Genomic DNA, 13,448 nt, shown 5'->3' with positions numbered 1-13,448 from the left:
CCGTCACCAGCCAAAGGAGATTTGTCATGGCCCCCGCACAAAACGAACCGACGCGTCCACACTCGCCGTCCTATGACCTCACCGGGAAACGGGTGGTCGTGGTCGGCGGCAAAACGGGGATCGGTCTCGGCATCGCGCAGGCCGCCCATGCGGCGGGCGCGAGCGTGACCGTCGCCAGCCGGCGTTCGGCCCCCGCGGCGGACCATCCGGAGCTGACGCCCTTCGAGCAGATCACGCTCGACATCAGCGACGAGGAGGCCGTGCGGGCCGCGTTCGAGACGATCGGCAGTCTGGATCATCTGCTCGTCGTCGCGGGTCCGACCGACGGTAGCTGGGGTGCGTTCATGGACAAAGACATGCGGGGCGTGCGCAGTTACGCCGATAGCAAGTTCCTCGGCTCCTGGGCGTGCGCACGCTATGCCCACCCCCGACTTGCCGCCGATGGCTCGATCACCTTTCTGACAGGCGGCATTGCGGCGCGTTCGAAGTTCGGCATGACCGCCGTCACATCGACCTTCGCCGCGGTGGAGGCGCTGGCGCGCTCGCTCGCACTCGAACTCGGCCCGATCCGGGTGAACGCCATTCGGCCCGGCTTCATCGATACCGACCTCTGGAACTTCCTCTCCAAGACGGACGCCGCGGACGTGCGCGAGAAGGTACGCGCGAACTTCCCGGCGCGGCGCATCGGGCGCCCCGCCGATGTCGGGCATGCCGCCGTGTTCCTGATGACCAACCCCTATGTTACCGGCACCGTGCTCGAGGTCTCCGGCGGCGAGCAACTGGTCGACTGGCAATTTTGAGCGGGACCCGCCGCCTGGCATTTGGCCTCCTCCGCTTGGAGGAGGTCATAATGTCCGGCATCCGTTCCTCGTCGCCCGAAGGCGGACACCGGGCAGTGTCACATCGGACGCTCGTTCGCTTGTCGGCTGATGCGGACGGGATCGTTCGCCGGCGCAGAGCCGGCCCCGGATCCCATCTGCAACCCGCTCACGCTGTCGAGCCGCATAGCGAAACCCCAGCCGAAATGCTGGCCGCCGGAGAAATTGTCGTCCAGCGCGACCACGATGTCGTTGCGCCCCTTCTTCAGCGGGAGATCGAAGGACGCGTCGTCCAACGACAGCCGGCCGCCGGGACCACGGCTGGTGGCTGTGCCGTAGAGATTGCGCGCCGCGAAGACCTTCCGGCCGTCGACATACACCCAGGCCTCCCGCAGCCATCCGAACGACACGCGCTTGGTCTGGTCCCGGTCGGACAGGATCGTGGTCTTCGCCCAGCCGAGAGAAATGACCGGTCCCCGGTCCGACGAGCCGAGCAGCCGGCTCATGTCGACGATGCCCTTGTCCTGCGCCCGTGTCGCCCTCGCACCAACCATCGTGTGCTTTTCCCGAAGAAATTACGGCTGTGGCGGCAAAGAGCCAGTTCAGAATCGGATATTGAACGGCAAGTCCGGTGGATTAGCCTGTCTGCTTATTTGCCATTGCCGGCACCTGACGATGTCGAGGACAGCTATAGATGTTAGCAATTTTGGGCCGGCTCTTAAACTGCAACGATGCCGAAACCTCAACCGTCGCCGTTCCGCGGTCGGACCTGCGGCAACGGCCGGTGCTCGCCTATCTCTCGGCGTCCTCCACCAGTATCTCAATATGTGGCCGCGTCTGCTTAGATGTTATGCGGAGCGCTGAGAAGTAACGGTAATCGAATACCGTTTCGTTGTCCGATCCGCTTCGAGAACCGCAGGACATCCCGCCAAAACTGAGATTTGTCGATCGCAAACAGTTTGTCGGTTTAAAACCACCAGATCCCGACAAAGCTCTTGATGCTGGCAGCTTTCTAGGGCGGTTTACTACGCGCCATTGATGGATGGGCGACCGGGCAAAGACAGCCTTGATAACGGGAACGGCCGGCGTTTGGACGTTACCCACTCAGGGTTCTGTCCGAACCAACGGTGATCCCCACGCGTCTACTCTTGGTGGATTGAGTTGAAGAAATCGGCTGTTGGCTGCGGTGACGATTGCCGCCGCAGAACGGTGGGCGAGCCTAACCGGCTCAGGCCGGTAGCGGTTCGACCAGCAGCTGGATGAGCTTGTCCATCTTGCGGAGGTTCTGGACGGTGGCGGCGAGGAGGAACTCGTCTTTAGCGCCGTTGGGACCTCGCAGGCGCAAGCGGTCGAGCTTCAGGTTCCGTTTGAGATGCGCGAACAGCATCTCGACGTTCGTCCTCTGGCGGCGGGAGGTGACGTAGGCGTCGTGGTCGCGATGTCCCGGGCCAGGCCACGGGCGCCTTCATGGATCGAGCGGGTGACCTTGCGCGCGGGCATGTTGGCGTGCAGCGTTGCCGCAGTTCGCAGCCGGTGCAGTCCTGCATGCGGGCGCGGTACCGGATGGAGCCGGCCTGGTCGATGTCGCTGCGGGGCGTGGAGAAGTTCCGGTTCCTCGGGCGCAGACGCTTGCCGCCGGGACAGATATAGCTGTCGTTGGCGTCATCGTAGGTGAAGTTGCTGCGCTCGAAGGTGCCGTCGCGCCGGGCCTACTTGTCGAACACGGGGATGTGCGGGTGGATGTCGCGCTCATGGACGAGCCAGGCGAGCATCTCGGCTGAGCCGTACGCGGTGTCGGCCGCCAGCCGTTCGGGCCAGACACCGAAGCGGTCCTGCACCCGCGTGATCATCCGATTGCACGCGGTGACCTCAACTTGGCGCACCGCCGTGCTCGCCTCGACATCCATGATGACGGCGTGATCGAGATCGATCAGGTAATCGGTGGAGTAGGCATAGAAGGCTGGCCCGCGGTGCGCGCTCGTCCAGCGCGATGCCGGATCGGCTGATGCCAGGTATTTTGGCACCGCAGGCGTTGCAGCGCCGAATGCCGCATCGTCGAGCGCGGCGAGATACTCGCGCACGGCACGGCTGTCCGCGTCCGGCGCCAAGCCGTCGCTGCCCGACCCGCCGGTCTGGCGATTGGCGTCGCCCTGGATCAGGCTGGCGTCGACCGCGAAACCTTCGCCCCCGACGAGCCCTTCCGCCATACAGCGCTCGACGGTCGTCTCGAACAGCCGGCGCAGCAAGTCGCTGTCACGGAAGCGGCCATGTCGATTCTTCGAGAAGGTGGAATGGTCGGGCACGGTACCGTCCAAATCCAGCCGGCAGAACCAGCGACAGGCAAGGTTAAGATGCACCTCTTCGCACAGCCGGCGTTCGGACCTGTTGCCCATGCAATAGCCGATGATGAGCATCCGGATCATCAGCTCCGGGTCGATCGAGGGACGACCCGTATCGCTGTAGAAGGGCTTCAGGTGCTCGCGGATACCCGATAGGTCCACGAACCGGTCTATGGACCGCAACACGTGGTCGGCCGGCACATGCCGTCCAGGATGAAGCTTTAGAACAGCGCCTCCTGCGCCACCGTCCGCTCGCCCATCATCGGCCTGTCTCCGATCGCCTCGCGAACATTGAATCAGACCATCATCACTACTGCAAGCCAGCCTTTTTCAACACAATCGGGCGACATCTGCCATCGTCAGCCACCACCACGACCGTTATCCAGTTGCGACGACGGCGAATAAGCAATTACTGCCGGCCGATCAGGCGGAGTGGTCCCGGAGTAGCATCGAGCGTATCGAACATTTGGCATGGCACAGCCAGGCCGCCACCGCGATCGGATAAGGCTGGATTGCAGCGCTTATCGCGATCGTCGCGATGTCGACGCTCGGTTCGAACCGAAAGGGTGCCGTCACCAAACTACCGACTGATATAAGCGAGCGAAAGCAACGGCCGTGTCCCACGGTCGACGACCGTCTGGGCACGGGCAGACGCCGGCTCCGATCCGTCAGGTCGCGCTGTAATGAGCGGCGACATGATCGCGGTGCGACATGGCGCCGGCCACGCCGTCGACGATCTTCTCGCGTATCCGATCGAACGCGCCCGCAATTTGGTCTGACGTGAAAAAGTCCGCGACCGGGTCCCATTTTTCGGGGAGCAATCCAAGCCCGGCGAACATCGACAGCCAGCTCGGATCCTGGAAAGAATCCCATTCGTACCGCACCATGCGGCCGCGGGTGGTGAACATCCGGATCTTGTGCGCCAGCATGTCGGGTAGCGTCGCGGTCTTGCATGCCCTCCAGAAAGGCTCGTCCTCGCGTCGATTTCCCCAATAATGCAGAAGCAGGAAGTCTCGCACCCGCTCATATTCAAGCGTCGTGATGCGGTTATAGTCCATCGCCAAGGCCGGGTCGAAATCGCGATCCGGAAACAGCTGCAGCAAGCGCTCGATGCCCGAGTGGATGAGCGTGATGCTCGTCGATTCGAGCGGTTCCAGAAAGCCGGCCGCCAGGCCGATCGCGACGCAATTGCCGCTCCAGACGTGGCGGCGATGACCGGTCCTGAACCGGATCAGATTCGGTTCTGCCAGCGCTTCGCCCTCGAGCCGCTTGGTTAGCGTCGCCACCGCCTCGTCGTCCGATATGTGGCCACTGCAGTAGACATAGCCATTGCCCACCCGATGCTGCAGCGGGATCCGCCATTGCCATCCCGCGGCGAGCGCGGTGGAGCGGGTGTAAGGTTCGAACGCGCCGTCGGCCGCGTGCGCGCATGGAATGGCCACCGCGCGGTCGCATGGCAGCAGATGGGTCCATTCGACGAACGGCTCGCGCAGCGCCTCGCCGAGCAGCAGCGCGCGGAACCCGCTGCAGTCGACGAACAGATCGCCGGCGATCACCCCCGCTTCGATCGTATCGATACTGGCGATATGGCCGGTCTGCGGATCCAGTGCCACACTCCGGACCCGGGCGTCGACATGCTGGACGCCCCGCGCGGTCGCGATCTTGTGAAGATATTGCGCATAGAGCCCGGCATCGAAGTGCACCGCCCAATCGAAAAAGGCATAATCGGGCGCCGGACGCGGCGGTGGCAGAATGCGGTTCGCATACGCCAGCTGCGTGGCGAGGCAATAGTCCTCGATCGGACGAAGATCACCGCCGGCGCGCATCTTCAGCCAATATTGGTGGAACGCGACGCCGTTGGAGGGCGTCCCGTAAAGGCCGAAGGGATGGAAGAAGCGCCTGCCCTCGCCTGCCCAGCCGTCGAAGGCGATGCCGAGCTTGATCGTCGCCTTGCTGGCCTTCATCACCGCCGCTTCGTCGAGCCCGGCCTCGCGGAAATAGTCGCGGATCGCCGGCGTCGTCGCCTCGCCCACGCCGATCGTCCGGATCGCCGAGGACTCGACCAGCGTGATCTGGACGTCCAGACCCTCCAGCCGCTTCGCCATCAGCGTCGCGGTCATCCAGCCAGCCGTCCCGCCGCCGACGATCACCACCGACCGGATGGGGTTGCCCGATCGACTGGGCGCTGCCTTGGCGTTGTCCATCATCATCTCCCGCACGCCGCCATGCCGCGTCTCGCGACCAAAAAAAAGCCCGCCCCGCCGCGCGACGCGGACCGGGACGGGCAGAGGGGGGATATGGGGTCTAGAACTTCACGCGGGCACCGAGCGTGTACCGGCGCTCGTAGATGTTGTTGTACGCGTGCTCGTCGGTCCAGGTCAGGTAATATTTCTCATACTCGCCGCCCAGGTTCGATCCCTGCGCGTAAATCGTGAAGTGCGAGTCGAAATCATAGCTGACCGACGCATCGATATAGTTGGTCGGACGCTGATACAGTTCCAGCCCGACGAGACCGCCGAAGTCCTGCGACACCGCGCGCTTGGAGCGATAATTCCATGCGATACGAGCCTGGAGATGGCCGTCCTGGTAATAGCCGACCAAATTGGTCTGGAGCTTGGAATTGTCCTGGAACGGTATCGACTTGCCCGCGAGATCCTTCTGCCCGGAATTGGACGGCGAGAAGGTGATGTTGGTGTCGATGCCGAAGTTGCGCAGGAAGTGCGGCATGAACGGCAGATCGCCGAACGACTGCTTCCACTGACCTTCGACGCCCTGCAGCGTGCCGCCGGCACCCTGGATCGGCGTGCTGATCGCAACGGCGCGGTTGCGCACCACACCATCATTGTCCGGCAGATCGGTCCGGATCACCGAGCCCTGCTGGATGAAGCTTTCGACCTGGATGTAGAAGCCCGCGACGCTCAACAGGCTGGAGCGACCGACATACCATTCCATCGACGCATCGAAATTGTTCGCGCGCCACGGATTGAGCTGCGGGTTGCCCGTCGAACTGCCGCCGGTCACCCGGAACACGGGCGCAGGCCCGCTGGTGTCGATCGCATAGTTCGGGGTCAGGCCGCCGCCCCACTGGTCGAGGTTGAGCAGCGTCATCGTGCGCGTGAATGCCAGACGCAGCTTGAGCTTCTGGGTCAGGTCGAAGGCCGCGTTGAACGACGGGAGATAGTCGGTAAAGCTGCGCTTGGTCGTCGTCGTGCCCGCGACCGCGCCGGCGACGCCGTAGGGCTGCGGACTACCCGTGATGTACTGCAGAACGTCGAGCTTGGTGTTGATCACCTTCAGGCCGGCATTGCCATTGAACGGGATGCCGAAGAGATCGCCGTTGAAATCCATCTGGCTGTAGCCGGTGATCTGCTTGACCCCGACGCGGTAGGACGAACCGGGATTCTGGATCTCGACATTGCCGGGGTAGAATTGGTTCTGGAATTTCTCGGCATTGTCCTGCGCCGCCGGATTGAGCACATAGACCGAGGGAATGCCGTTCACCGGCGGCTTGACCTGCACGATCGTATTGCCGAACGAGGCATCCGTGGCAGGACGGGTCAGGCCTGCGGTGTAATAGCCGTCCGCCGCACCTGCGTTGCAGCTGGGATCGTTGATCGGGACGTCGAAGCCCTTCCACTTGACCAGACAGCCCGCCGCCTGCGTGGCCGACCCCGCATAGAGCGGCGCCGCGCGGTCGAAGGCGAAATCGCTGTTCGAACGCTCGCTGTAACGGCCGCCGAACTCGAAGTTGATATGGTCGTTGGCACGGTAGGAGCCATCGGCACGGATGACCTTGAGATCGCCCTTTTCGCGATAATTGCCCTCGGACGAGATCGTCTTGAGCGCGTAATTCGCGGGGTTGCTGAGTTCGGCGGTCAGCTGCGACGGGAGCGTGAAGACGGGCTGGTTGCCCGAGAAATTGACGATGGAGTGCAGCGAATTGACGCCGGCGAGCGTATCGACGGTGTAGCCGCCCGGATTGAAAGGACGGTTGCCGCCGACGGAGGCCGGATAGCGGCCGATGCCGCCGGCTTCCCACTGCAGGCCGTTCGACGGGCTGAACTGGACGTAGCTCTGATCGTAATCCTGGAAGGCTTTTCCGTAGATTCCGCGTAGGTTCAGCTTGAGACGGCCGCCATTGTCGTACTTGAGCTGGATATTGTAGTTCTGCGACTGCGACAGATATTTGTTGTTCTGCGAGTAGGACGAGAAGTCGCCGAGGTCATAGTCGTAGGTCTGGACCGTGTTGAGGTGATAGCTGCCGCCATCCGGGCCGGTCACGATCGCACCCGTGTCCCGCGACTGGCCGGGGACGAATTCGGCAGCCTGCCAGTTGATGTCCTGCATCTGGACGCCGGCAATGTGATCATGCTGGTCCTGGCGCGTGAAGAAGCCGTCGCCGGTCAATTCGAGCGAGTCGCTGATCTTCCACTGCGCGGACCCGTTGATGCCCAGGCGCTGACGCTCGGTGACGGTGTTGAACGCCTCGAAGCCCTGCGGCACGATGAAGGCATCGTTGGCATCGCCGTCGCCATTGACGTCGATACCGCCCGCAACCGCCTTGCCGTGCGGACGGGTCGCCGGCGAGAAGCCGCCCGTCGTCAGCGCGTCGGCACCCTCGTCATGATAGGTGGCGCCGTAATTGCTGAGGATGCCGTTCTGCGAGTTGGAGAGATGCTCGTCGGTATAGGCGCCCGACAGCAGGAAGCCGACGGTGTCGTTATGCCACGCGACCAGCGCGTTGACGTTGGGATCCTTCTTCTTGGTCTTGTCGCCATACTGGCCCTCGCCGTCCGCCGCGAAGGTGAAACCGCTCTTGAGATCGAACGGGCGGCGCGTGCGGAGGTTGACGGTGCCGGTGATGCCGGCGTCGAGCAGATCGGCAGTCGACGACTTGATGACATCCGCGCCCGAGAAGAGCTGCGAAGGCACGTCGTTGAAATTGGGCTGGACGCTGTTGATCGAGTTGGCGCCCAGATATTGCTCGCCGTTGAGCAGCGTCGTCACCTCGGGCAGGCCGCGGATGTTGATCGACGAGCCCTCGCCCGCGTCGCGGCGGATCTCGACGCCGGGGATGCGCTGAAGCGAGTCCGAGATGGTGACGTCGGGCAGCTTGCCGATGTCTTCGGCCGAGATGGAGTCGGTCACCGAGGTCGCGTTGCGCTTGAGATTGACGGCGCGCTGCTGCGAGGCGCGAATGCCCGTGACGATGATCGCATTCGGTCCCGCCGCGCTTTCGCCCTGCGCGGCTTCGGCGGCGCCCGGGCCGTTGAGCGGCGGCGTCGGAGCCGGCGGGCCGGCGGGGTCCGAGGTCGGGCTCGTCGCCGGATCGACGGTAGTCGGATTGCTGGTCTGCGCCAGCGCCGCCCCTGTCAGGCTGGCGGCGGAGACCGCGGCGAGAAGTGCGAAACGCGCGGAAATTCGGCTGGTCGTCATGTCTTCCCCTTTTGGCCGCCGAGTGCAGCCATCCCACCGATTTCCCTGCGCGGGTTCGGTGATGTCCGGGGCGCGCTGTCGCGCTTGCCTACATCCTCCCCCTTCGCTTGGCGGACGGTTTTCCCGTCTCAATCAGCGGCATCTGTTTGCCGCCGGCCACCGGTCCCGTCAATATTAAAAACAACAACTTTTTTAATGATAGGTACATGTGGCTTAAATGCCCGGATCACGGGCAGCGGCGGCATCGATCGCGAGCGCGATTGATCCAAGCGGGCCGGCCTGATCGCCCAATTGCGGCCGCGCGACGAAGCTTTCGATCCGATCGACAAGGCGCGCCGCATCTCCATAGCCGGCGAGACTAGCCGCCAGCATCCGACGGACCATAGGCAGAAGCTGTGGCTGCCGGTCGATGACGCCGCCGCCGATCAAGATACGCTCGGGCGCAACCGTCATCACCAGATTGTGGCACAGACCAGCGATGGCGTGCGCGGCCGTCTCCCACACCGGGTCGTCGGCATCGATCTGCGACGCCGGCCGCCCGGCGCGGGCCTCGATCGCAAAGCCTGACGCCAGACCTTCGACGCAGTCGCCGTGGAAGGTGCACGCGCCTGGCCACGTGTCGCCGTCCATGCGCGCGACGTGCATATGCCCGGCCTCGGGGTGCCCGAGCCCGCGTATCGGTCGACCGCCGACGACGATTCCGGCGCCGACACCGGTGCCGACCGTGACATAGGCGAAGGACGTCAGCCCCTCCGCCCCGCCCCAGCGCTGTTCGGCGAGCGCCGCGCCGGCGACATCGGTATCGATCGCGATCGGGAGCCCCATGCTGCCCCTCAGACGCCGTGCGACATCGGCATCGCGCCAGCCAGGCTTGGTGGTCGCGGTAATGTAGCCATAATGCGACGAGCGAGGATCGAGATCGAGCGGCCCGAAACTCGCAAGACCGAGCGCAACCGGGCGATGCGTGCGCGTCCAACCCTCGAGATGCCGCTCGATCGCGCCGAGCGTCTCGTCGGGCGTTGTCGTCGCGATACGGTGCTGCTCGAGGATGTCATTCGGTCCGGTGGCCAGCGTACAGACGCATTTTGTGCCGCCCAGTTCGACACCCGCGTAAACCGGTCCGCTCATCGTCCGGCCGTTGCGAAGGTTGAGGTGCCATGCATACCCATCATCCTGTTCCTTGCTCCGGTGCCGCCGTTATGGACGGCTTGCGTCGCGATCCGACACACCATGGCGAAGGCGTGCCGATCCTCTTCGACGCATTTGCGAAAATTTATGAAGATTGGAAGAAGTATTTGCGGCATCATGGCGAGAGGTGACCGGCATGGGCAAGTGCGCATGCCGAATCAAAGATCGCCGAAGGAGAGTGTCATGATGCCTGTTCGTCGTTCGCTGGTCCGCGCCGCTGCCCTGCTCGCCGGCGTCGCGCCGCTAGGCTTGGCGCACGCGGCGACGCTGGCCGCTCCCGCCCAGATCGACGGGCGCGGGCCGTACAATCTGACGACGCTTGCCGGCGGCATCGGCAGCGACGCCGATCTGACCGGCGACGCGAAGCGCGCCGCTACGGGCGATCGCTGGTCGATCCAAGGCTGGCTGAAGATCGACGTTCCCGCCAAGGGCGAGGTCGTCGTTGCCGCGCTCGGTACCGGCGCGGACCGCCGGATTCTCGCGCTCGACGATGGGCACCTTCTGGTGCGCGGCGGTGGCGTGACGGTCCGTTCCGCACAGGCGATGGCACCGGGACGCCTCACCGCGATCGGGGTCAGCGCCGATGGCCATCGCGTGACGCTCTTTGTGGACGGTCGGCAGGTCGCCGCGCGCGCCGGCACACTGCCGCCGGTCGTGCCGCATCTGGCGCTGGCACCGGTGTTGGCCGGCCAGCCGCATTTCGGCGGGACGCTGATCGATTTCGCCGTGCTGCCCGAGGCGACATCGGTTCAAGCGTTCGCCGACGCCGCAAAGACACCGCCCGATCCGACGCTCGTCGCTTTCCAGAAGCCGGGCCAAGGCTGGGATTGGCAGGAGCATCAATGGCGCGGGCTGTTCCAGCCGCAGGATCCGGCCACCCTGCCCACCGCCAACACCCCGCCGTCGCACCCGGTCGCCGAGGCGCCGACGGACACGGCGCCGCTCAGCCCGCTTGCCGACCATCGCTGGCAGATCGGCGGGTGGCAGCTGGCGGCTGCGCCTGATGTTAAGGGCGACGGCGCCGCAATCAGCCAGGCGCGCTTCGACAGCTCGAAATGGTATGCCGCGACCGTGCCCGGCACGGTGTTGACCACGCTTGTCGCACGCGGCGTCTACCCAGATCCTGCCTATGGCCTCAACAATTTCGCCATCCCCGAAAAGCTCAGTCGCGAGGATTGGTGGTACCGCGCCGGCTTCGACCTGCCGGCAGAGGATGGCGACCGTCACCATTATCTGCTGTTTAAGGGCATCAACTATGCCGCCGAAATCTGGGTGAACGGCCGGCAGGTCGGCACGCTCAAGGGCGCGTTCATCCGCGGTCAATTTGACGTCACGCGCTATCTCGTCGCCGGCCACAATACCATCGCCGTCCGGATCGCGCCGCCGCCCCATCCGGGCATCCCCGACGAGGAATCGATCGCGCGCGGGCCGGGCGGCAATGGCGGTCAGTTGGCGCTTGACGGCCCGACCTTCGTCGCGACCGAAGGATGGGACTGGATACCGGGCGTGCGCGACCGCGACATCGGCCTGTGGCAACCCGTCGAACTGCGCTCGATCGGCGCGGTCCATATCGGCGACCCGCAGGTGGTGACCAAACTGCCGCTGCCCGCCACCGACAGTGCCGACGTGACGATCACCGTACCCGTCGTCAACGACGGGGACGCGCCGGTCGCGACCGTCGTCACCGCCGCCTTCGAGGGCGTGAGCGTGTCGCGCACGGTCACCGCCCCGCCGGGCACCAGCGAGGTGGTGTTCGCGCCGGCCGCCTTTGGCCAATTGCATGTCGCCCACCCCAGACTCTGGTGGCCGAACGGCTACGGCGCGCAGAATCTCTATACGCTGACCGCCACCGCGACGGTCGGCGGCGCCGTCTCGGACAGCGAGACCCGGCGCTTCGGCATGCGCGAGATGAGCTACGGCCTCTCGCTGTTCGCCCCCGACGGCCAGCTGCGCCGGGTCGTGATCGATCCGACGATGGCGCATCAGCGGCATGAGGATCTGGTCGCGCTGACCCATCTCGACATCAAGCAGACCCCGACCGGCTGGGCGGAATCGCTCACCGCCGCCGGTGCGGTCTCGCCGGCGGTGAAGGACGTGCCCGCCGAGATGCCCGAGCCGCATCTGACGATCTACGTCAACGGCGTGCGGATCGCCGCGCGCGGCGGCAATTGGGGCATGGACGACTTCATGAAGCGCGTCTCGCGCGCGCGGCTGGAACCCTATTTCCGGCTCCACAAGGACGCCAATATCAACATCATCCGCAATTGGGTGGGGCAGAATACCGAGGACGTCTTCTACGATCTCGCCGACGAATATGGCATGCTGATCCTCAACGACTTCTGGGAATCGACGCAGGAATATCAGAACGAGGCTGAAGACCCCGCGCTACTGCTGCGCAATGCGGCGGACGTGATCGCGCGCTACCGCAACCATCCCTCGATTGCCGTCTGGTTCGGCCGCAACGAGGGCGTGCCGCAGCCGATCCTCAACGAGGGGCTCGATCGCCTCGTCCAGTCGCTCGACGGCACGCGCTTCTATACCGGCAGCTCGAACCGGATCGGGCTGCAGGGCAGCGGACCGTATAATTATCGGCCGCCGGTCGGCTATTTCACCGATCTCGCCACCGGCTTCTCGGTCGAGACCGGTACGCCGTCGCTCGCCACGCTCGAGGCGGTCAAGGCGATGGTACCGCCCGCCGACCGCTGGCCGATCAGCGATACGCTCGCCTATCACGACTGGCATATCGGCGGGAACGGCGACGTGAAGACGTTCATGGACGCACTCGACGCGCAGCTCGGCGCGCCGACCAGCCTGGAGGATTTCGAGCGCAAGGCGCAGATGTTCAACTATGTCGACTATCGCGCGATCTTCGAGGGCTTCAACGCGCATCTGTGGACCAAGAACAGCGGCCGCCTGTTGTGGATGACGCAGCCGGCCTGGCCGTCCAACCATTGGGAAATTCTCAGCCACGATTATGACACGCAGGCGAGCTTCTACGGGGTCAAGTCCGCGCTCGAGCCGGTCCATGTCCAGCTCAACCTGCCCGACTTCGCCATCGCCGTCGCCAACACCACGCGCGATGCCGCCCCCGGCCTGACGATGCGCGCGCATGTCGTCGATCTCGCAGGCCGCACGCTGCTCGACCGTAGCGAGACGGTCTCGGCGCCCGCCAACCAGACCACGACGCTCAAGCCGCTCGCGCTGCAGCCGCTGCTCGACGCGCACGGGCTGGTGCTGGTGGAGCTGACGCTCGTCGACTCCGGCGGCCGGCAGATCAGCCGCAACGTCTACTGGCAGGGCAAGGACGACGCCGCCTATCGCGCGCTGACCACGATGCCGCAGCAGGCGATGACCGCGAGCGTCCGCAAGATCGCCAATGGCGGTGTCGCCGTGACGCTGTCCAACGACGGGACGACGCCGCTGCTCGAGACCAAGCTGACTCTCGTCGACGCGCAGGGCGAGCGCGTGCTGCCTGCCTTCTACAGCGACAATTATGTCAGCCTGCTGCCCGGCGAGCATCGCACGGTCACGATCGATACGATGGACTCCGCCAAACCGGCGGGCACGCCGGCCGCGGTGCAGCTGCGCGGCTGGAACGTGACGCCGGCGAGCATCCCGATCGGATAGGCCGCGGCGCCACCCGCGCCGTGGTACGAATGTCGTTCGC

The 13,448-nt window shown here is 64.9% G+C and carries 7 protein-coding genes and 1 pseudogene; 3 read left to right on the top strand and 5 right to left on the bottom strand.

Features of this window, described 5'->3' with window-relative positions; translation table 11 throughout:
• The first annotated feature begins 92 nt into the window (after positions 1 to 92).
• Positions 93 to 800 carry an SDR family oxidoreductase gene (locus tag Q0326_RS10765; RefSeq protein WP_298689995.1) on the top strand — a complete coding sequence of 236 codons (708 nt, stop codon included), beginning with the start codon at positions 93 to 95 and terminating at the stop codon, positions 798 to 800.
• 98 nt (positions 801 to 898) lie between these two features.
• On the opposite strand, the gene Q0326_RS10760 is transcribed toward Q0326_RS10765, so the two are convergent.
• The 5 genes and pseudogenes from Q0326_RS10760 to Q0326_RS10740 all read right to left on the bottom strand — a co-directional run bounded on the left by Q0326_RS10760 (position 899) and on the right by Q0326_RS10740 (position 9,721).
• Positions 899 to 1,324 (bottom strand): hypothetical protein, encoded by a 426-nt coding sequence (locus Q0326_RS10760; protein WP_298689993.1) that lies wholly within the window; start codon positions 1,322 to 1,324, stop codon positions 899 to 901.
• A gap of 722 nt (positions 1,325 to 2,046) precedes the next feature.
• Positions 2,047 to 3,372, bottom strand: a pseudogene (locus Q0326_RS10755) (IS1182 family transposase).
• A 453-nt stretch (positions 3,373 to 3,825) separates the two neighbouring features.
• Positions 3,826 to 5,361, bottom strand: a complete 1,536-nt coding sequence (locus Q0326_RS10750; protein WP_298689991.1) for a tryptophan halogenase family protein — start codon at positions 5,359 to 5,361, stop codon at positions 3,826 to 3,828.
• A gap of 100 nt (positions 5,362 to 5,461) precedes the next feature.
• Positions 5,462 to 8,593: a TonB-dependent receptor gene (locus tag Q0326_RS10745; protein WP_298689989.1), complete on the bottom strand. Its 3,132-nt coding sequence runs from the start codon at positions 8,591 to 8,593 to the stop codon at positions 5,462 to 5,464.
• 213 nt (positions 8,594 to 8,806) lie between these two features.
• Positions 8,807 to 9,721 (bottom strand): ROK family protein, encoded by a 915-nt coding sequence (locus Q0326_RS10740; protein WP_298689987.1) that lies wholly within the window; start codon positions 9,719 to 9,721, stop codon positions 8,807 to 8,809.
• A 29-nt stretch (positions 9,722 to 9,750) separates the two neighbouring features.
• On the opposite strand from Q0326_RS10740, the gene Q0326_RS10735 reads away from it, so the two are divergent.
• A complete protein-coding gene (locus Q0326_RS10735) occupies positions 9,751 to 9,912 on the top strand; it encodes a hypothetical protein (protein ID WP_298689985.1) in 162 nt (53 codons plus the stop codon).
• Positions 9,913 to 9,964: 52 nt separating this feature from the next.
• Complete coding sequence (locus Q0326_RS10730; RefSeq protein WP_298689983.1) at positions 9,965 to 13,408, top strand: sugar-binding domain-containing protein; 3,444 nt, start codon at positions 9,965 to 9,967, stop codon at positions 13,406 to 13,408.
• The last annotated feature ends 40 nt before the right edge of the window (positions 13,409 to 13,448 follow it).

Origin of the sequence: uncultured Sphingomonas sp., assembly GCF_937859915.1 — a bacterium.
In the GTDB taxonomy this organism is placed as follows: Bacteria; Pseudomonadota; Alphaproteobacteria; order Sphingomonadales; family Sphingomonadaceae; genus Solisphingomonas.
The sequence above is the reverse complement of the archived record's forward strand: the minus strand, read 5'-3'. Positions and strand labels throughout refer to the sequence as shown.